The organism is Bacillus sp. FJAT-27251, assembly GCF_001273925.1.
Classification (GTDB): Bacteria; Bacillota; Bacilli; order Bacillales; family Cytobacillaceae; genus Mesobacillus_B.
Map to the genome: position 1 here is coordinate 4,770,822 of NZ_LIGG01000001.1, position 21,248 is coordinate 4,792,069.

The window sequence follows — 21,248 nt, forward strand, 5'->3', positions numbered from 1 at the left end:
TCCCTTCAATTTATTGCATATTGGCTTCAATCAGTTTTTTTCCATGTCCCGCCAGCAGGTGGTCCGGCTGTATGTCGAGCGCCCTGTTGAACATCTCCAGCGCTTTTTCGGCATCTTCCCTAAAGCCGTAGGCTACTCCAAGGTTGTAAAAGGCATCAGCATGCCCAGGGTCAAGAGCCACACACTGCTCTAGAACCGGAATCGCCTCATCGATATATTCCTCCCTCGCCAGGCATAAGCCGTATTGGAAGAAGGCTTCGGAATCTTCCGGCAACAGCTCTGTGCTTCTCTGCAGGTAAGGCAGTGCAAAGCGCGCCTGATCCAGCTGCAGGAGAGACATTCCCAGCATGAAGTAATTATCGCCAGACTCGAGGCCTTTCTTAAGAGCCTGTTCAAAATTCTGTTTGGCATCCTCAAAGCGTTCCTGGTCATAAAACAGATTCCCTTTGCTAAAATACGCAGTACCCGCCTCCGGATCAAGCTCAAGCGCACGGTCGTAAAACTTCAGCGCTTTCTCCGTTTCGCCTACAGCGGTGAGGACATTCCCGAAATTGACATGGGAAACCGCATCCTGGGGATTCTGCTCGATCGCTTCCATGAACGCCCGCGCTGCTTCCTCCCATCTGCCTTCCTGCATAAATTGAATGCCTTCCTGATTTTTATCCATCATTCCACGCTCCATTCTTTCGTCAAGTATATCATTATTGGAGGTATGGTCCCAGCAGGATTATGCTGCTACTTCCGGCAAATGCCTCCTGATTCTCCCGCCCTGCAGGCAGGAAAGGGCCCAACCGAAAAATCCCCGGCTTCCCAAACGGGAGCCGGGGGATCATCATCAGCCGACATAGGTCAGCCTGCTGCCATCCTTATAGATTTCATCAATCGTACCGCCTCCGAGGCACTCATCACCATCATAAAAGACTACTGCCTGTCCAGGAGTGACAGCCCGGATTGGTTCCTTGAACACGACCCTTGCCTGTCCATCCTCGAGAAGCTCGACCGTGACGGGATTATCATTCTGGCGGTAGCGGAACTTGGCGGTGCACTCAAATTCCCGAGGCTTTGGCTTGTCGGATACCCAGCTGATGTTGACGGCATTAATATAATCCGAATACAGATTCTGATTATCAAATCCCTGTCCGACATACAGGATATTCCGCTCAAGGTCCTTGCCGATCACGAACCACGGATCTCCGGAGCCGCCGATGCCAAGGCCGTGCCTTTGGCCAATGGTGTAGTACATCAGGCCATCATGCTTGCCCTTGACTTCCCCATCCAGCGTTTCCATATTGCCTGGCTGTGCAGGCAAATAGTTGCTCAGGAAATCCTTAAAGTTCCGTTCCCCGATAAAGCATATGCCCGTACTGTCCTTTTTGGCCGCAGTGGCCAGATTGGCTTCCCTGGCGATTTCCCGCACTCTTGATTTTTCAAGGCTGCCGATTGGGAACATGACACGCTTCAGCTGGTCCTGGCTTAATTGGTTGAGGAAATAAGTCTGGTCTTTATTTTCATCGAGGCCGCGGAGCATTTTATACTCTCCATCACGGAACTCGACCTGTGCGTAATGCCCGGTTGCGAGATAATCCGCACCAAGGTTCAGAGCATGATCAAGGAAAGCCTTGAACTTGATTTCCTTGTTGCACATAACGTCCGGATTAGGCGTCCGGCCCGCCTTATATTCATCCAGGAAATAGGTAAAGACCTTATCCCAGTATTGTTTTTCGAAATTGACCGCATAATATGGAATTCCGATCTGGTTGCAGACGCGAATGACATCATTATAGTCTTCAGTGGCCGTACAGACGCCATTTTCATCGGTATCATCCCAGTTTTTCATAAAGATGCCGATCACATCATAACCTTGCTGTTTTAAAAGCAATGCGGCGACCGAGGAATCGACTCCTCCGCTCATTCCGACAACCACTCTCGTATCTTTAGGTGATTTCTCCATGATTATGTCTCACCTCTCTTGTTGATATTTCTTTAGGGACCAGGAGGACCCTCATCCCGGTGCACTTACCGCTGCGTCAGCCTGCGGACAATCCTGGCCGTTTCCTCCGCTGCTGTTTCAACCTGTTCCATCGTATTGTTCAAGCCAAAGCTGAAACGGATGGAATTGGTCAGGCGCTCCGAATCTTTTCCAAACATGGCAACAAGAACATGCGAAGGGTCGATTGATCCTGCCGTACATGCCGATCCGCTTGAAGCCGCAACCCCTGCCAGGTCAAGATTGACCAGCATGGCCTCCACATTTGTACCGGGAAAGCTTAAGTTTAGAATATGTGGCATGCTGTTTTCAAGTAATCCGTTCACATCAAACGAAATTTCATTCTTTTTTAAAATTTCCATAAAGGCTGATTTAAACCCTGTATACATCTTCCGCTTTTCTTCAGCGTCCTGCAGCGCCAATCTGACTGCCTCGCCAAAAGCCGCAATACCCGGGACATTTTCGGTTCCAGCCCGGCGCTTTCTCTCCTGCTCGCCGCCGAAAGACCTTGCTGACAGGCGGATCCCGTCTTTTGCATACAGGAAGCCAAGTCCCTTTGGACCATTGATTTTATGGGCGGAGACGGAAAGCATGTCCACTTGCAATTCCTCGACATCCAGCTTTTCTATTCCATAGGCCTGAACTGCGTCCGTATGGAATACAGCCTGATGCCCGGAAAGAAGTGCCCCGATTTCCTTCACTGGCTGCAGGGTCCCCACTTCATTATTGCCATACATCACCGACACGAGGATGGTATCTTCCCTCAAGGCGTCCTTCAAGGCCTCTGCAGAAACGATTCCATTTTCGCCAACGGGAAGATAGCTGACGTCAAAACCTCTTCTTTCCAGTTCATGGGCGCTGTGAAGGACAGCGTGATGTTCAATCATTGTAGTAATGATGTGCTTTCCTTTTTCTTTGTTATTTTCCGCATAGCCGAACAGGGCGAGATTGTCCGCTTCTGTCCCGCCGCTGGTCAGGATTATCTCGCCTGGTTTTGCTCCAATGCTGTCAGCAAGGATCTGTCTTGTTTCATCCAGGATCTGCCTTGTCTCACGGCCAAAAAAATGGATGCTGGACGGATTCCCGAACTGCGTTTCCATAACCTGCATCATTTTGCTGATTACCTGAGGGTGCATCGGCGTTGTCGCCGCATGATCCAAATATATTCTATCCAAAGTTGCCACCTTCTTCTTGCATGAGGTTTATTAGATGTAAAACATGTAGGCATCCGACTCGTTGTCACGCGCTGATGGCGTGTGGTTGGCCAAATCCTCGATCGTTGTATTGTCAAGCACTGACTTGACGGCATCCCTGATGCGGAGCCATAGCTCGCGCTTGGCCGGCTCTTCGTCTTCCATTCCTTCGACGATGGAAATCGGCCCTTCAAGCACACGAATGATATCGCCTGCTTTAACTTCGGACGGCTCCTTGCAAAGTACGTAGCCGCCGTAGGCTCCCCTGATGCTTTTCACAAATCCGGCATTCCGGAGCGGTGCCACGAGCTGCTCCAAATAGTGTTCCGACAAACCATTGGCCTGGGCAATCGCCTTTAGCGAAATCGGCCCCTCGCCGTGCCTTTTGGCGAGCTCAATCATGATTGTCATTCCATAGCGTCCCTTTGTCGATATTTTCATCGTCCAGCCCCCTATTATTCCTTTTCCATTATTTCCAAGTTTGCGTCATTTATTGTATGATAGCCTGCCAGGCATCTCATTACAGGCCTGCACTAATTTATATCATAGTAAAAAGATAGACATTAGCCATTATATCATATCTGCCGAAACATATGCATTTGCCCTTTCCTCCCTGTGTGGTAGAGTTATATCAAATGTTCAAATGTAATGGAGTGAGAACACATGAACGTAAAGCCGCTTGCCTTCCGGATGAGGCCGCGGACCATCGATGAAGTCATCGGCCAGGGCCACCTGGTCAGTGAAGGGAAAATCATCTGCCGAATGGTCCAGGCAAAGCAGCTCAGCTCGATGATTTTATACGGACCGCCTGGAATCGGAAAGACTTCAATCGCCTCTGCGATAGCAGGGAGCACCAATCATGCTTTCCGGACCCTGAATGCCGTGACAAACAACAAAAAGGATATGGAAATTGTGGCGGCGGAAGCAAAGATGTCGGGAAAGGTCATCCTGCTTCTTGACGAGGTCCATAGGCTTGATAAGGCCAAGCAGGACTTTCTGCTGCCCTATCTTGAGAATGGGATGATCACCCTTATCGGGGCAACAACCAGCAACCCGTACCACGCCATAAATCCGGCCATCCGGAGCAGATGCCAGATTTTCGAGCTGAAGCCCCTTGAACCGGATGAAATAAAGACTGCTCTGCTCCGTGCGCTCCAAGACAAGGAGAGAGGCCTTGGAAATTATCAGGCCGAGGTGTCACCTGAAGCACTGGAGCACTTTGCGAATGCTTCGAATGGAGATGTTCGCAGCTCGCTGAATGCGCTTGAGCTTGCCGTCCTTTCAACGAAACCAGATGATGCCGGGCTGATTTTCATCGATGTCGGCACGGCTGAAGAATGCATGCAGAAAAAAAGCCTTGCGCATGACAGAGATGGCGATGCCCATTATGATGTTTTGTCCGGATTCCAGAAATCGATCAGAGGAAGCGACGTGAATGCCGCGCTTCATTATCTTGGCAGATTGATTGAAGCCGGAGACCTGGTCAGCATCAGCAGAAGACTCCTGGTCATCGCCTATGAAGACGTCGGCCTCGCCAATCCGCAGGCCGGGGCACGGACACTTGCTGCCATTGAAACCGCGGAACGGGTAGGCTTCCCGGAAGCAAGGATTCCGCTTGCCAACGCAGTAATCGAATTATGCCTATCACCAAAATCCAACTCTGCCTATTTGGCAATCGATGCCGCATTAAGTGATATTCGTGCAGGCAAAAGCGGCGAAGTGCCCGATCATTTGCGCGACGCCCACTATAAAAGCGCAAAAGAGCTTGGCCGCGGAATCGGCTATCTTTATCCGCACGATTATGAAGGCGGCTGGGTCAAGCAGCAATATCTGCCTGACAAATTAAAAGGAAAAGTGTATTTCAAGCCCAAAAAGACAGGGAAATTCGAGCAGGCGCTGGCCATGGTGTATGAGAAGATCATCGGGACGAGGAAATAGCTGCCTTTCAGTATTTAAATAATTGCAAGCAAAGGGAAGGTCCGCAAACCCATGGATTTGCGGACCTTCTTTTTAATCATTCACGCGCCGGATTTCAATATCCTTCAGCAGCTCTCTTACTACATAGCTTGCCATGATCAGGCCGCAGGCGGATGGCACGAATGCATTTGAGGATGGCGGCATTTTTGCTTTTCTGATCGGGGCATCCTGCTTGCCGACCACCTTATTGACGTCCTCACGGCTGATAATCGGGCTTTCGTCCGAAAACACGACCGGAAATCCTTTGCGGATCCCTTCCTTCCGCAGACGCGTCCGGATGACTTTGGCAATCGGGTCGGTATGCGTCTTGAAGATGTCGGCAATCCGGAATCGGGTCGGATCCATCTTGTTGGCCGCACCCATGCTGGAGATAATCGGAATATTGCGTTTCAGGCATTCCTTTGCCAGGTGGATTTTATAGGAAATCGTATCGGAAGCATCGACGACAAAGTCCAATCCATAGTCGAAAAACTGCTCGTATGTTTCTTCGGTGTAAAACATTTTCAGGGAGATGACTTCGCAATCAGGATTGATATCCTTGATGCGCTCCTCCATCAACTCGACCTTTGGCCGGCCGACAGTTGACAGCAAAGCGATCAGCTGGCGGTTTACGTTGGTGATATCGACATCATCCTTGTCCACCAGGACCAGCCTGCCTACACCTGAACGGGCGAGGGCTTCGGCCGCAAACGAACCGACACCGCCAACGCCAAGGACCGCCACCGTGCTGTTTTTCATAATATCAAGGCCTTCTTTGCCGATGGCCAGTTCATTTCTCGAAAATTGATGAAGCATTCCACTCACTCCAAATCTGCTAAATTCCACGTACTAATCTTATACCCGCTAAACAATATATCATACTTTCTTTTAAAAACAAGAAAATTTATAGGGGTAAAAACATAAAAAAACTCCATGCAGGTCTGCATGGAGCTTGTTTGCTATGTAGGGTATAAGAGCCCCAATTGTGCCGTCGCTTTAAATGCCTTCGTTTTGAACCCGCTCTCAGCAGGTGGGTGCCCTGTCCCCTGCCTTGCAAGTCCCCAATCCATAGGGGCATGTGCTCAGCCTGGAAACTCCGGACTCCCGAAGTACAAAATGTTCGGTCAAAACTTCAGGTTGGACAACGAACACATCAGGACTCTTATGTTTAACAAAATAATATCACAGAAGAATTTGAATTTCAAGTAAACGGACTGCCAGTTTATTCCTTCTCTTTTTTAAGATTCAGTGACAGACTTAATTCCTGAAGCTGTTCGGAACTGACTTCTCCCGGAGCTTCGGTCAAGAGATCGCTGGCACTTGCCGTCTTTGGAAAGGCGATGGTATCGCGAAGGTTCGTCCTGCCTGCAAGCAGCATCACCATCCGGTCAAGTCCAAGGGCAATCCCTCCATGCGGCGGAGTGCCATATTCAAAGGCATCCATCAGGAATCCGAACTGGCTTTCCGCCTGTTCTTTTGTAAACCCGAGCACCGAGAACATCTTTTCCTGGACATCTCTTTCGAAGATACGCAGCGAGCCGCCGCCAAGCTCATAGCCGTTCAGGACAAGGTCATAGGCTTGCGCCCTGACACTGCCAGGATCGGTTTCAAGCAATGGCAAGTCCTCTCGTACAGGCATTGTGAACGGATGGTGTGCCGCATAATAACGGCCTTCTTCCTCTGCATACTCGAGGAGCGGCCAGTCTGTGATCCAGAGGAACTGGAATTTCGATTGGTCGATAAGCTCTAGCTCCTTGCCAAGCTTCAGGCGCAGCGCTCCAAGCGCATCGGCCACAACGCTCTTTTTATCAGCCACAAATAATAGCAGGTCACCTGTTTCAGCCTGAAGCAGGGACATGATCGTCTGCTGGACTTCCTCGTCAAGGAACTTGGCGATCGGCCCTTTAAGCCCTTCTTCTTCCGCCTTAAGCCAGGCAAGCCCTTTTGCGCCGTAGACAGCCACAAACTCGGTGAGCCCGTCAATATCCTTGCGGGAGTACTTGGCTGCGGTACCTTTGACGTTGATCGCCTTTACCTGGCCGCCGCCAGCGACTGCTTGTGAGAACACTTTGAACCCGGAGTCCTTGACCGCTTCGGACAGGTCTACAAGTTCAAGACCAAACCGCGTATCCGGCTTGTCGGAACCATACCGGCCCATCGCTTCGTCATAGGACATCCGCTTGAAAGGCGCTTCAATATCGAGGCCTTTGACGTCCTTCATCACTTTCTGCATCATTCTTTCGGTGAGCGACAAAATTTCTTCCTGGCTCATGAAACTTGTTTCCACATCGATTTGCGTGAATTCCGGCTGGCGGTCGGCGCGCAGGTCTTCATCACGGAAACAGCGGGCGATCTGGTAATACCGCTCAAACCCGCCTACCATCATCAGTTGTTTAAAAATCTGCGGCGACTGCGGCAAAGCATAGAACTCGCCTGGATGGACGCGGCTTGGCACAAGATAATCCCTTGCTCCTTCCGGTGTGCTTTTCGTCAGGATCGGCGTTTCGACATCAAGGAAACCCTCGCCGTCAAGGAAGCTGCGGATCGCTTTCGTGGTTTCATGCCTCATTTTAAACGTTTCGAACATCACCGGACGGCGCATGTCAAGATACCGGTATTTCAGGCGGATATCTTCGGAAACATCCGTTTTATCGGCAATGATGAACGGCGGCGTCTTCGCTTCATTGATGATCGTCAGTTCTTCGGCAACCACTTCAATTTTACCTGTTTTCAGGTTTTCATTGACGGTTCCTTCTTCCCGGGCGACCACTTTCCCTTTGATGTCGAGCACATACTCATTCCTTACCTTTTCCGCCATTTCAAGTGCGGCCTGTGAAACATCAGGATTGAAGACAATCTGGACGATTCCCGTCCTGTCCCTTAAGTCGATAAAAATCAGCCCGCCAAGGTCTCGGCGTTTCTGGACCCATCCTTTTAATGTGACTGTTTCACCGATCGCGGCTTCTGTTACTTCACCGCAAAAATACGTTCTGCCAAACATTTCTGCTTCCCCCTTATTTAGCAAGCTCCGTGAATTTTTCAATAAAGGAATCCAGCGGCAAATCCATTTGCGTGCCATCTTCCATCGATTTCAATGCAATTTTGTTTGCGGCAAGCTCATCATCCCCAAGCACGGCCACATACTTTGCCTGAAAGCGGTCAGCTGCCTTGAACTGGGCCTTTATCTTGCGGCCAAGATAATCCCGTTCAGCCGAGAAGCCCGCCGCCCTTAACTGATGGAGCAAGCCTACAGTATAATCCTGTGCCTGTTCCCCAAGGGAAACGAGGTAGCAGTCCACCTTTTGCTCAACCGGCAGTTCGACGCCTTCCGCATTCAAGGCGGAAAGTAGCCTTTCAATGCTGAGAGCAAAGCCGATTCCTGGTGTTTCAGGACCGCCGATTTCCTCGACAAGCCCATTGTAGCGGCCGCCGCCGCAAAGAGTTGTGATGGCTCCGAATCCTTCAGCGTTGCTCATGATTTCAAAAGCTGTGTGGTTGTAGTAATCGAGCCCGCGCACAAGGTTGGGATCCACTTCGAATTCAATGCCGATAGCCTTCAAGTACTGCTGGACCTTGGAGAAATACTCCCTTGATGCATCATTCAGATAATCAATGATGGATGGGGCGGTTGTCATCAGCTCATGGTCGCGGTCTGCCTTGCAGTCAAGGATACGCATTGGATTTTTTTCAAGACGGCTTTGGCAATCCTGGCAGAATTCGCCAATCCGCGGCTGGAAATGGGCAATCAGGGCTTCCCGGTGCGCCTTCCTGCTTTCCTTGTCTCCCAGGCTGTTAATKACCAGTTTCAGTTTGCTTAAACCAAGCTCCTTGTAAAAGGACATCGCCAGCGAAATGACTTCTGCATCGACAGCCGGATCGCTGCTTCCCATTGCTTCAATCCCAAACTGGACAAACTGGCGGAAACGTCCTGCCTGCGGACGCTCGTAGCGGAACATCGGCCCCATGTAATAGAGCTTCACCGGCTGATTTGGCAGGCCGAACATTTTGTGCTCGACAAACGACCTGACGGTTGAAGCGGTTCCTTCCGGCCTGAGGGTAATTTCGCGGCCGCCCCGATCGGTGAAGGAATACATTTCCTTCTGGACGATATCGGTTGTATCGCCTACGCCGCGAAGGAATAATTCTGTATGTTCAAATATGGGAGTCCGGATTTCCCGGTACTGGTACCTTTCACAGATCTCCCTGGCTTTTTTCTCAATGTACTGCCATTTTTCGGATTCTCCTGGCAGAATATCCTGTGTCCCGCGCGGAATTTGGATCGACATGCGTGACAACCTCCCTGCAAATTTATGTAAAATAAAAAAAGGCTCCCGTCTCCTTGTTGTCATAACAAGGGACGAGAGCCTTTGCTTCCCGTGGTACCACCCTAATTGAAGGCATAGAAGCCTTCCTCTTTAACAGTTAACGCCTGCTTACGTCCCTTCCTAATGATGGCATCAGCCAAAGTTCAGAAGAGAGCCTACGGAGTGTTCATTCATCAAGTCAGCATGCAGAAAAGCTTTCAGCCCCGGGCTTTTCCTCTCTTTCCATGTGGATCTTCACTACTTTTCCCCATCAACGGCAATTCTTTTATAATAATCGCTTTTTATTTATCTTATATTACGGACCGGGCTTCCTGTTGTCAAGAACGTTCGAGCTGTTTTTTCAGTTTTTTTATGTCCCGGAGGTTCAAACCGAATTCGGAAGCCAATTCAATCATATTGGAGCTTTGCTCCCGTTTCATAAAATCATGCAAATCGATATTGAAAAGTTGGTTTTCCCCAAGGTGGGCTGAAAATCCTTTCTCACTGTTCCGCATACAATCACCTTCCATCTTGGTCTCTTTTCCTATTCTGCCCACGAACGCCAAAATATTTCATCGTGTTTCTTAGCACACGCCATAAAAATTTCCCCTGAATTGTTATGCAGATAAAATACATCGTGATTTTGGCTCTTTCTTCCTGTAAAATTGATTTTAAAGAAAAATTTAACAGGGGGATGGGAGTCATTGCAAAAAAGTAAACAAGCCGTCATCCTTCTCTGCCTGCTTCTGTTGATAGGCAGCTTGCAGACGGCAGCACCGGCACAAGCTTCAAACGGTACAGTGGAGATCACAGGTACCAGCCTTAACGTCCGGCAAGGTCCCGGCCTAAGCTATCCAGTGGTCGGAAAAGCTAATAAAGGGGAAAAATACATAATCATCAAACAGCAAGGAGACTGGATTCAAATCAGTCTGCCAGGCGGAAGGAAGGGCTGGGTGGCCGAGTGGTTCACCAAGAAGGAAAGCGCGGCTGCAGCTGCTCCTTCGGCGGGAGCATCCGGGACTGGCATCGTTGCCGCCGACAGCCTGCGGGTCAGGTCAGGCCCCGGCACCTCCTATGCGTCCATCGGTTCCCTCCGGAATGGCCAAAGTGTTACTGTTTTGAACACAAATGGGTCATGGGCGAAAATCCGCCATGGGTCGCTGGAAGGCTGGATCTCGAAGGATTATTTGAACATGAACGGAAGCCGGCAGCAGAGCGTGCCTGCATCCGGGAATGATGCCATAGCCTCAGCCGATAACCTGAATGTCCGGGTCAGCCCGGCGCTGAATGCGAGAGTCATTGGCAAGCTGGCAAAAGGAACGAAGGTAAAGGTACAGTCGCAGGAAAATGGCTGGGCAAAGATTGTCTATCAGGGGCAGGCCGCCTATGTCAGCGGCCAATACCTAAGTTTTACATCGAGCACGCCGCAAGCAGGCTCAGCAGCTTCCCGGCCTGCAGGAGAAGCGACAGTAACAGCTTCGAGCCTATATGTCAGGGACAGCGGCAGCCTGAACGGGAAGGTTGTTGGACAAGTATCCAGAGGAGAAAAATTCAGGATCCTTGAAGAAAAAGACAACTGGCTGAAAATTGAGTACAAACCTGGCCGGACCGGCTGGGCAGCAGGATGGTTCTTCGAGAAAAAGGCTTCATCGCCAGCTCCGTCCGCGAACAGTGTCAAAAACCAGAGTGTCACCGTCCTTCATAATGGGACCAATATCCGCAAGGGAGCTGGTGTCAATACATCGGTCGTCCAGCGGGCCAATCAGGGAGATATGTTCAAGGTAGTCAGCCTGAACGGGGACTGGTATCAAATCTCCCTGGCAAATGGGGGCACCGGCTACATTGCGGGCTGGCTCGTTTCCTTAAACGGGAATCAGGCTGTCCAGATCAAAAAGCCTGGTGCAGGGATTCATATGAAGAACAAAACAGTCGTCATTGACCCAGGGCACGGCGGAAGAGATGGCGGCACAGTGGGGGCACGGGGAACACTCGAGAAGAACCTGAACCTTGCCACTGCGAGGCTGCTGTACGATAAACTTAAGGCAGCCGGTACCAACGTCGTCATGACCAGAAACGGAGATTCATACCTCTCACTTGGCTCGAGGGTGTCCGCATCCCATTATCACAATGCCGATGCATTCATTTCGCTTCATTATGACAGCATTGCCGACCGCAGTGTCAGAGGGATGACCACCTACTATTACCACTCTTCCCATAGGACGCTCTCCAAAGAGGTTCATTCGTCCGTGAGCAGCAGGACAAGCCTGCGCGACCGCGGTGTCCGCCAGGGAGATTACCATGTGATTCGGGAAAACCAGCGGCCAGCCACGCTGCTTGAGCTCGGCTACCTGAGCAATCCGGCCGAAGAAATGCTCGTAAGCACACCCCAGTACCAGGAGGCCGTGGCAGCAGGGATTTTTGAAGGGCTCGCGAAGTATTTCAAGGGGAACGGGCAATAGTTAAGTAGTTCACGGGAATCAAGATTATATTTATATAAAAATTGGGGATACAGCCGCCATTTAGGTGGGTTGTATCCCTTTTTTGGATGTTGACAGTGTAAGAAATAGAGGTTGCACCGAGGGCCAGGGTATTGCATTAAAATCTGAGGAAGTTCTAACTGCAGGAATGGGAATTGCATCAATAAATTAGTGGGTTGCTCTGGAGGACTGGGGTATTGCATCAAAAATCAGGCTTTTTGAATCACAGAATAGGATTATTGCATCAAAAATCTCTATTATTGCATCAATTATTCCGTTTATTTGAAAAACCTGTGTCCAACGTGTGACAACAACCACGCCATATTCACACACGACGACTCAGTTGCTAACCTAGAAGCACCGTACCACAAAACACCAAAAAGGGAATCCGCCAATAGTGGATTCCCTTTTTGGTTCGCTGTTATTTGCTTTCAATAATCAAAGTTACCGGCCCGTCATTGGTAAGCTGCACATCCATCATCGCCCCAAACTCTCCAGTTTCGACGGTCACGCCGATATCGCGGAGCTTGGAGTTGAATGCTTCATAAATGACATTGGCGTGGTCGGGGCGTGCGGCATCCATGAAATTGGGGCGCCTTCCCTTGCGGCAGTCCCCGTAAAGGGTAAACTGCGAAACGGAGAGGACCTGCCCTCCGACATCAACGAGGGAAAGGTTCATCTTGCCCTGCTCGTCCTCGAACACACGAAGGTTGGCCACCTTGTCCGCAAGATAGGCGGCGTCCTTTTCCGTATCTTCATGGGTCACACCCACAAGGACGACGAAACCGCTCGAAATCGCACCCGTCACCCTGTCACCAACCGTAACCCTTGCTTCCTTGCTACGCTGAACAACAACACGCATACTAAAAACTCCTTACACAACGGTGCCTGACCCTCAGCGCGTTAACGCGCTGAGGGTCAGGCACTCTTTCTTGCATTAACGCACTGGGGGTCAGGCACCCTTTAGTTGAGTGACGCACCCTTTTGTGCTTTAGTTGAGTACTCTTCTGACGGAGTAGATGTCAGAGATTTGCTTGATTCGGTCGACCACTTTTTGGAGGTGGCTGACGTTTGTGATCGCGATTGACATGTTGATGGTCGCGACTTTGTTGCGGTCTGATTTGCCTGATACCGCAGAGATATTCGTTTTGGTCTCATTAACGGCCTGAAGCACTTCATTCAGAAGGCCGCGCCGGTCATAGCCGGTAATTTCAATATCGACATTGTATTCCTTCCGGTCATTGAGCGCTGTTTCCCATTCAACCGGAATCAGGCGCGCCTGCGCATCATCCGTATTGATGTTCGTACAGTCCGAGCGGTGGACGGAGACCCCTCTCCCCTTCGTAATGAAGCCGACAATTTCATCGCCCGGGATCGGGTTGCAGCAGCGGGACAGCCGGATAAGAAGATTGTCGATTCCCGAGACCCTGACTCCCGATTCCCGCTTCCTCACTTGCGGCAGCGCCTTTAATTCGGAAACGGCATTCGCCAGGTCCTTCTCCTGCTCCATATCGCGCTTCTTGCGCCATTTCTCGGTAAGCCTGTTTGCCACCTGAAGGGCAGTGACACCGTTATAGCCAACCGCAGCGTACATATCTTCCTCATTCGAAAAATTGAATTTATCGGCGACACGCTTCAAATTCTCGGCAGTCAGGATCTCCTTCAGGTCAAAATCCATGGCCTTGATTTCTTTTTCAACCAGCTCGCGGCCCTTGTCGATATTTTCATCCCGCCGCTGCTTCTTAAAGAACTGGCGGATTTTGTTCTTCGCCTGGGAGGTCTGGACGAGCTTGAGCCAGTCATGGCTTGGTCCGTAGGAATGCTTGGAGGTCAGGATCTCGATGATGTCCCCAGTTTTCAGCTTGTAATCGAGCGTCACCATTTTCCCGTTCACCTTGGCGCCAATTGTCTTATTGCCGATTTCCGAGTGGATCCGGTAGGCAAAGTCAATCGGGACCGAGCCGGCCGGAAGCTCGATGACATCCCCCTTTGGCGTAAAAATGAACACCATGTCGGAGAACAGGTCGATTTTTAGCGACTCCATGAACTCCTCCGCGTTGGCAGTCTCATTTTGGAACTCAAGGATTTCCCTGAACCATGTAAGCTTTTTATCCAGGGTCAGCCCCTCTTCAACCGGTTTTCCCTCTTTATACGCCCAGTGGGCCGCAATCCCGAATTCAGCAATCCTGTGCATGTCAAACGTCCGGATCTGCACTTCCAAAGGATCGCCTTTAGGGCCAATCACGGTTGTATGGAGCGACTGGTACATGTTCGGCTTCGGCATGGCAATATAGTCCTTGAAACGTCCAGGCATCGGCTTCCAGCATGTATGGATGATGCCGAGTACCGCGTAGCAGTCCTTGATGCTGTTCACCACGATCCGGACAGCCAAGAGATCATAGATTTCGTTGAACTGCTTGTTTTGAAGGGCCATTTTCCGGTAGATGCTGTAAATATGCTTGGGACGGCCGGAAATTTCGGCCTTGATCTTCACATCTTTAAGCTGGCCGCGAACTCCCTGGATGACATCATCAAGATATTCCTCCCGCTCCGCCCGCTTCTTTTTCATCAGGTTGACAATGCGGTAATATTGCTGGGGATTGAGATAGCGCAGCGCTGTGTCTTCAAGCTCCCATTTGATCTTCGAAATTCCAAGCCGATGAGCCAGCGGAGCAAAAATCTCCAGCGTCTCGTTGGAAATCCGGCGCTGCTTTTCCTGTGGAAGGTGTTTGAGGGTCCGCATATTATGCAGCCGGTCGGCAAGCTTGATAAGGATGACGCGGATGTCCTGTGCCATTGCCACAAACATCTTGCGGTGGTTTTCCGCCTGCTGCTCTTCATGCGATTTATATTTAATTTTGCCAAGCTTGGTCACGCCATCAACCAGCATGGCTACTTCAGAATCAAATGCCTCTTCAATATCATCGAGCGTTATGTCAGTATCCTCAACGACATCATGAAGGAAACCAGCCGCCACCGTCGCAGGATCCATTTCAAGATCAGCGAGGATACCGGCAACCTGGATGGGATGGATAATATAGGGTTCGCCGGACTTCCGAAACTGGTCATGATGGGCATCTCTTGCGAAGTCGTATGCCTTCTGCACCATTGCCACATGCTCATCATTCAGGTATCTGCTTGTCATTTCGATTACTTGCTCGGCGGTCAGCACATGATCATTCGCCATAGGATCACCTTTTTTATCTTTTATATAAAAATCTGGAGGACAAAATAATCACTCCAGCAGCCATTAGTAGACATATTCCGCTTTAACAGGATGCATTCTCCTGCTAATGATGCCAATTCAAACAAATAGCTTGAATCTCCTGTTTTAAGGATTGTTATTATTATCAGAGAAAAATTCCAATATGTAAAGAGAAAGCAAAAGATTTTAGTCAGAAAATGAAAAAAATGTCGAAAAAATTTTTTCCATTTCTTTTACGTCCTCTCGGGACTGGAAACGCCAGTTCCGAAAATACAATCGCATATAGACAAAAGGCACTCCAAATAGAAGTGCCCTTGCATGCTAGTAATTCAAAATTGCCTTGATATCGTATTTTTCGAGTTTGCTTCTGCCTTCCAGGTAAGTTAATTCAATCAGGAATGCGATGCCTGCAACGACTCCGCCGAGCTCTTCCACCAATTTGATGGTCGCCTCGATTGTGCCTCCTGTAGCCAGAAGATCATCGACAATCAGGACTCTCTGTCCCGGTTTAATCGCATCTTTATGGATCGTAAGGACATCCTTGCCATATTCCAGGCCATAATCGACCTTGATTGTCTCGCGTGGAAGCTTGCCTTCCTTCCGTACTGGAGCAAAACCTACTCCAAGTGAATAGGCAACCGGGCAGCCGATGATGAAGCCGCGCGCTTCGGGACCCACAATCAAGTCCACTTCCCTTTCGCGGGCATAGGTGACAATCTGGTCGGTTGCATATTTATATGCTTCGCCATCCGCCATCAGTGGCGTTATATCCTTAAATTTTATGCCTTCCTTTGGCCAGTCAGGCACAATGGCTACGAATTCCTTTAAATCCATTCTGTAATTGCCTCCTCATTTTGCACCGACCCTTGAATGACTTGGTCGAACCAGCTTTTAAGCTGCTCGAATGTTGAATAAAGCAAATCATTTTCAAGAGCGAATGTAGCTTGTTTTCTCTGGTAAGTCTTTGATTCAGATAAGTCCCTTTTCGGCACACTCTTCTCCAAGGAAATTAATCCATTGTTTATTTTAACAAAATCCAGGTCAAAAAACACCTGTGACATAAAATCCACACTTTCTTTTGTCCAGCCCCGGTATTTCGCCAGGTCCTCCCCATAGGTTTTCAGGTCAAAGACACCCTTCTTCGCCAAAAACGCATAAAACCATTTAAAGTGTTCCCTGGTTGGCATGGTACTGAAAAAGTCACTGTTTTCCTTGTAAAAGTGTACATAGATCCTGGACGGGGATTTGCCGGAAAATAACTTTTCAAGAATCTGCCTTGATGGCGGCATATCCAGAAGCACAATATTCTGGTCATCAACATCCATATAGGCTGCTTCCTCTGCCGTACTGATTTTATTCAGCGGCCCGGCTATAAAAGGAGAAAACTTCTCTACCCCTCCGTCCCCAAAAGCAACCCATTTGGTGGAGTGGCCAGGTATCATCCCGACAAGCTTTTCATGCCGCCTGAGGCCTCTTAGGTCAAACAGCTGCCACGAGTGCACAGCCACATCCTGAAGGAAGATCTGCGGCTTCCTGATATTATTCCATTCATTGATGGAAAGCTCGCCAATGGCCGAGACAGAGGAAATCGGCGAAATCTGCTCATACAGCCCGCCAAGTCCGAAACCAACGCCATCAAGGGACGCCCCGCCATTGGCAAGCGTCATCTTGATATGGCTGTTGTTGCTTCCGATCCTGCGCATCGTAGCAATTTGGGCATCCTTGATCATTACCTTCGGCTTAGGATTGTCTACACCATAAGGCGCAAGCTGCCCCATTTCCTTTATGCTTTCAAGACTGATTTCCTCAAGACGGACCTCCAGATCCACCTCGGTGACAGGTATCAGATCCTTCTCGTTCAGCTGTTCGGCCGCAAGGACATTGAGCCTTTCCCTGAGCTGGTCCACATCCTCAAGGCCAAGCGTCATCCCGGCAGCCATCGGATGGCCGCCAAAATGCGGCAGAAGATCACGGCAGGTGGACAGATTTTTAAAAAGATCGAATCCGGCGATGCTTCTGGCTGATCCTTTTGCGATTCCCTTTTCCTTGTCAAAACTGAGCACGATTGTCGGCCTGTAGAATTTCTCAACCAGCCTTGAAGCCACTATGCCAATGACTCCCGGATTCCAGCCTTCCCTGCCTATGACAAGAACATGATTTTCCTTGACTGGAAAATTCATCTCCACTTCCTTAATGGCTTCCTCGGATATGGCAGCGACAAGGCTTTGCCTTTCCTTGTTCAGCAGGTCGATTTCCTCAGCCAGCATCATCGCTTCCTCCCGGGAATCTGTCAGCAGCAGTTTGACAGCAGGGTCTGCGCTGCCAAGCCGGCCGGCCGCATTGATGCGCGGTCCGATCATGAAGCCGATTGTTTCCTCACTGATGGAGGAAGGCTCCGTTTTGGAGAGCGACAGCAGGGCGCGCAGCCCATGATTATTGGTTCTCTTAAGCTGTGAAATTCCATTTCTGGCAATCAGCCGGTTTTCCCCTGTTAGAGAAACAAGGTCGGCAATGGTTCCGATAGCGGCAATTTCAAGCAAGTCCTCCGGGACAAACCCGTACAGGGCATGTGCCACCTTAAAGGCAACACCGACACCGGCAAGCTCCCTGAATGGGTAGACGCTGTCCTCCAGTTTTGGGTGGATGATGGCCAGTGCTTCCGGCAGGACCGGTCCTGGTTCATGGTGGTCGGTAATAATCAGGTCCAATCCCAGTTCGCGGGCAACCTTTGCTTCATGAAGCGCCGATATTCCGGTATCGACAGTGATGATCAGCTTTACTCCCTTTTCCGCAGCCTTTCTGAAGGCAGCTTCATTCGGGCCGTACCCTTCAGTAAAGCGGTTTGGAATGTAGTAGTCCACATTGGCTCCCATGTCGAGCAGAACCCTCATCATGACGGTAGTGGAACTGACACCATCCGCATCATAGTCTCCAAAAATCAGGATATGTTCGCCATTTGCGATGGCGCGTTTCACTCTTTCTACCAGTACATCCATTCCTTTTAACAGAAAAGGATCATGGAATGACAGTGTTTGTTCAAATAAAAAATACCGGGCATTTTCCACGGTATCTATTCCGCGATTCACTAACAATGCAGCTGTTATCGGGGCAATGTCCATTGCCTCTGCCAGCTCTTGCGCTTTTTGCAGGTCTGTGGGCTTGACAACCCATCTTGTCCTGGATTTCAGCATACGCTCACCTCTCAGCCTTTCTATTATACAGAAGGTGCCCCGCTGTTTCAATTGGCGTTTATAGCCGGAACAGGCCTTGACAGACAGAAAAGACGCCGCGGGAAAAGCCTCCCTGCGGCGTCTGGGCTTCAACCGGGGCAGCTGCGAATCTGATCAGACCACCGGTTCATCCGTATTTTTGCGTTTTTCCTTATACGTAACAATTGTGCCTTTTTGCTTTAATTCCCTCTTTTTCAGAACGTACCACAGCTGGGCGGCAATGAACAAGGAAGAGTAGGTTCCTGAAATCAAGCCGATCAGCAAGGCAAAGGAGAAGTTCCAGATCGATTCACTGCCGAAAATCAGCAAGGCTATGACAGGCAGCACGACCGTCAAGACGGTATTGACAGAGCGGCCCATCGTCTGGCGAAGGCTCCTGTTGGCAATTTCGGCAATCTCTTCAGGCGTCCTGAGCCTCTTTTTCTTCTGCAGGTTTTCCCTGATCCGGTCGAACGTCACAATGGTGTCATTGATTGAATAACCGATAATCGTCAGGATCGCCGCAATGAAAGTAAGGTCCACTTCCAGCCGCAGAAGGCTGAACACCGCAATGATGAAGAAAGCATCATGCAAGAGGGAGATGATTGCCGGCAAAGCCATGCGCCATTCAAACCGGAATGTTACATAAAGAACGATTCCGACCGAAGCGATCAACAACGCGACAACTCCATTTTTAGCCAATTCTTTTCCAATCGTCGGCGAAACGGTGCTGACATTCGGCTCAGCGCCGTATTTACCCTGAAAATCTGCCTTCAGATCGGCAATCTCTTCTTTGGTGAGAGCGTCCTTATATCGTGCCACACCTATTTCACCATTGTCGCCTGAAATGACGATATCATCGGTTTCAATTCCGGAAGCCTGAAGATCCTCCTTTAGCTCGTCAGCATTGATCCGGCTCTCGGACAGCACTTCAATTCTCGTACCGCTGGCAAAGTCGATGCCAAGATTGAGCCTGAAAATAGCGAGGATAATCAGTCCGGCCGCAATCAGTCCGGCAGAAATCATAAAGAATCTGTTGCGGTATTTGATAAAATCAATCTTTTCGAACTTCGTCTTCAGATCAAGCGTATCCACATTATCAGCCAGATCATGGATTTCACTCTTTTTCACACCAAACCAGCCTGGCTTGTCCTTTAGCAGTCCGCTGCCCACCCAAAGGGCCAGGAACGCCCGGGACCCAAATACAGCGGTAACGAAGCTGAGCAGGATGCTGACGATCAGCATCGTGGCAAACCCTTTTATCGAGCTTGTCCCGTACACAAACAGGACAATGGCGGCAATCAGCGTTGTGAAGTTCGCATCCAGGATTGTTGACAGCGAGTTTTTGCTGCCTGCCTTAAAGGCGGCCTGAATATTCCGGCCTACCTTCAACTCTTCTTTTATCCGTTCGTAGGTGATGATATTCGCATCCACAGCCATGCCGACACCGAGAATCAGCGCAGCAATCCCCGGCAGTGTCAGGACCGCATTCATCCAGTCGAATACAAGCAGAACGAGATAAATATAAATCGATAGTGTCACAAAGGCAATCACGCCCGGGAATCGGTAAATGCCCAGCATAAACGCGAAGATGGCCAGGATGCCGATGATTCCGGCATAGATGGTTGATGTCAAAGCCTGTTCCCCGAATTTTGCTCCAACAGATGTCGAATATTCTTCCTGAAGCTCTACCGGCAATGCTCCGGCATTGAGCAGATTGGCCAGTTCCTTCGCTTCATCGATGGAAAAGCTGCCGGTTATCTGCACCGTTTTCTGCGGCAGGACCTGGTCAACATTTGGAGCGGACAGGAACTTAGGGTCTGCCTTCATGCGCTCTTCCTTGTAGGAGTCCACGCCTTCTTCAAAATCAAGCCAGATGACCAGCTGATTATCGGGATACATCGAAAGAATTTCGCTCGTTACCCTTCCGAATTCTTCCCCGCTTTTTAAAGTAAGCGAAACGCTTGGGCGGTTATTTTCATCGAAACTCTGGGAAGCTCCATTTTCAGCGAGGTCGCCGCCGTCCATCATCAGATTGTCATTGGCGTCCCGGAAACTTAAATTCGCTTCGGTGGAAAGGATCTCCCTTGCCTTCGCCTGGTCGGTTACACCGGCAAGCTGGACGCGGATCCGGTTTTCGCCTTCTATCTGTATATTCGGCTCGCTTACCCCGAGAACATTGACACGGCGGTCAAGCGCTTCGACCGTACTGACCAATGTTTCCCGGTCAACCGGCTGTCCGTCCTTCGTCTTCACTTCATAGAGAACCTCAAACCCACCCTGCAAGTCAAGTCCAAGCTTGATATTCCCCAGTATATTCTGGGTTGTTAGGCCCATTGCGCCCCCGATCAAGAGTACAATCAGAAAGAACGCAACGATGCGACTCCGTTTTACCATTATGTATAAGTCCTCCTTAATCTGTTAGCAAAAGAATGTGAAGGTATCCTCCAGGCAGATGCAGCAGGCTGAATCTCCCCGGAAGTTAGCCTTTTTATTATGAATCAGTTTAAATTTACTGTCAATTTCATCTTTTACAATTAAAGGCAAACCGCCTATTTTAACAATTCCTTTAATTCATCTTCATCATCAAGAGCAAAGCTTCCAAGTTTAAAAGCCTCCACCGTGGCATGGTTCATGAATTCGCCGGGCTGGATTGCCATAATTTCGGCAACGATTTCGTACAGGCGGATTTCTTCCTTTTGCTTTTTCCACTTTTTTTGGACAAGGAAATCCCATAATTGCTGCTCGCTGACAGAGCCATAGCCGAGCATTTCGAATTCCTCCCTTTTGCTGTTCAATGCTGGAGTGACCTGGTCCCTGAATACTTGATAGCTATGCCCGCTCTCCATTTCAATCCGCCTCCCTGGCTTCCTGTTGATTTTGAAAAAACTTTAATCCTGTCATGCTTTGTCCACTC

Annotated in this window: 16 protein-coding genes, 1 other RNA gene and 1 other annotated feature; of the genes, 2 read left to right on the forward strand and 15 right to left on the reverse strand. The window is 49.8% G+C overall.

What is annotated here, in order from left to right; translation table 11 throughout:
- Positions 1-10 precede the first annotated feature (10 nt).
- From ADU22_RS22645 to cymR, 4 genes are all read right to left on the reverse strand, one after another.
- Positions 11-667, reverse strand: a complete 657-nt coding sequence (locus tag ADU22_RS22645; protein WP_053364182.1) for a tetratricopeptide repeat protein — start codon at positions 665-667, stop codon at positions 11-13.
- Positions 668-835: 168 nt separating this feature from the next.
- Complete coding sequence (mnmA, locus tag ADU22_RS22650; protein WP_053364183.1) at positions 836-1,951, reverse strand: tRNA 2-thiouridine(34) synthase MnmA; 1,116 nt, start codon at positions 1,949-1,951, stop codon at positions 836-838.
- 65 nt (positions 1,952-2,016) lie between these two features.
- Complete coding sequence (locus ADU22_RS22655) at positions 2,017-3,162, reverse strand: cysteine desulfurase family protein (protein WP_053364184.1); 1,146 nt, start codon at positions 3,160-3,162, stop codon at positions 2,017-2,019.
- Between the two features lie 30 nt (positions 3,163-3,192).
- The gene (gene cymR, locus ADU22_RS22660; RefSeq protein ID WP_053364185.1) at positions 3,193-3,621 is read right to left on the reverse strand and encodes a cysteine metabolism transcriptional regulator CymR; all 429 of its coding nucleotides are present in this window, start codon (positions 3,619-3,621) and stop codon (positions 3,193-3,195) included.
- A 222-nt stretch (positions 3,622-3,843) separates the two neighbouring features.
- On the opposite strand from cymR, the gene ADU22_RS22665 reads away from it, so the two are divergent.
- A complete protein-coding gene (locus tag ADU22_RS22665; protein ID WP_053364186.1) occupies positions 3,844-5,118 on the forward strand; it encodes a replication-associated recombination protein A in 1,275 nt (424 codons plus the stop codon).
- 72 nt (positions 5,119-5,190) lie between these two features.
- Here the strand turns inward: ADU22_RS22665 and ADU22_RS22670 are convergent, their stop codons facing one another.
- The 5 genes from ADU22_RS22670 to ADU22_RS25100 form a co-directional block, all read right to left on the reverse strand.
- Complete coding sequence (locus tag ADU22_RS22670; RefSeq protein ID WP_053364187.1) at positions 5,191-5,952, reverse strand: tRNA threonylcarbamoyladenosine dehydratase; 762 nt, start codon at positions 5,950-5,952, stop codon at positions 5,191-5,193.
- A 156-nt stretch (positions 5,953-6,108) separates the two neighbouring features.
- Positions 6,109-6,299, reverse strand: a non-coding RNA gene (ssrS, locus tag ADU22_RS24040) — 6S RNA.
- Between the two features lie 59 nt (positions 6,300-6,358).
- Positions 6,359-8,137, reverse strand: coding sequence for an aspartate--tRNA ligase (gene aspS, locus ADU22_RS22680; protein ID WP_053364189.1), 1,779 nt, complete (start codon positions 8,135-8,137; stop codon positions 6,359-6,361).
- Positions 8,138-8,150: 13 nt separating this feature from the next.
- Positions 8,151-9,422 carry a histidine--tRNA ligase gene (hisS, locus tag ADU22_RS22685; protein WP_053364190.1) on the reverse strand — a complete coding sequence of 424 codons (1,272 nt, stop codon included), beginning with the start codon at positions 9,420-9,422 and terminating at the stop codon, positions 8,151-8,153.
- Positions 9,423-9,486: 64 nt separating this feature from the next.
- Positions 9,487-9,724 (reverse strand) — a binding site (T-box leader).
- Positions 9,725-9,778: 54 nt separating this feature from the next.
- On the reverse strand, positions 9,779-9,955 hold the full coding sequence (locus ADU22_RS25100) for a hypothetical protein (protein ID WP_053364191.1): 177 nt from the start codon (positions 9,953-9,955) through the stop codon (positions 9,779-9,781).
- A 189-nt stretch (positions 9,956-10,144) separates the two neighbouring features.
- Here ADU22_RS25100 and ADU22_RS22695 point away from each other — a divergent pair, with 189 nt between their 5' ends.
- Positions 10,145-11,899 carry an N-acetylmuramoyl-L-alanine amidase family protein gene (locus tag ADU22_RS22695; RefSeq protein WP_053364192.1) on the forward strand — a complete coding sequence of 585 codons (1,755 nt, stop codon included), beginning with the start codon at positions 10,145-10,147 and terminating at the stop codon, positions 11,897-11,899.
- A 439-nt stretch (positions 11,900-12,338) separates the two neighbouring features.
- On the opposite strand, the gene dtd is transcribed toward ADU22_RS22695, so the two are convergent.
- From dtd to ADU22_RS22725, 6 genes are all read right to left on the reverse strand, one after another.
- Positions 12,339-12,779 carry a D-aminoacyl-tRNA deacylase gene (gene dtd, locus ADU22_RS22700; RefSeq protein ID WP_053364193.1) on the reverse strand — a complete coding sequence of 147 codons (441 nt, stop codon included), beginning with the start codon at positions 12,777-12,779 and terminating at the stop codon, positions 12,339-12,341.
- A 129-nt stretch (positions 12,780-12,908) separates the two neighbouring features.
- Entirely contained in the window at positions 12,909-15,104 is a 2,196-nt protein-coding gene (locus ADU22_RS22705; RefSeq protein ID WP_053364194.1) for a RelA/SpoT family protein, read from the reverse strand.
- A gap of 339 nt (positions 15,105-15,443) precedes the next feature.
- A complete protein-coding gene (locus ADU22_RS22710) occupies positions 15,444-15,956 on the reverse strand; it encodes an adenine phosphoribosyltransferase (protein WP_053364195.1) in 513 nt (170 codons plus the stop codon).
- Positions 15,947-18,313: a single-stranded-DNA-specific exonuclease RecJ gene (gene recJ / locus ADU22_RS22715; protein WP_053364196.1), complete on the reverse strand. Its 2,367-nt coding sequence runs from the start codon at positions 18,311-18,313 to the stop codon at positions 15,947-15,949. The genes ADU22_RS22710 and recJ overlap by 10 nt, the downstream gene beginning before the upstream one ends.
- 153 nt (positions 18,314-18,466) lie before the next feature.
- Positions 18,467-20,728, reverse strand: a complete 2,262-nt coding sequence (secDF, locus tag ADU22_RS22720) for a protein translocase subunit SecDF (protein WP_053364197.1) — start codon at positions 20,726-20,728, stop codon at positions 18,467-18,469.
- A gap of 155 nt (positions 20,729-20,883) precedes the next feature.
- On the reverse strand, positions 20,884-21,180 hold the full coding sequence (locus tag ADU22_RS22725) for a post-transcriptional regulator (protein WP_053364198.1): 297 nt from the start codon (positions 21,178-21,180) through the stop codon (positions 20,884-20,886).
- Positions 21,181-21,248 lie beyond the last annotated feature (68 nt).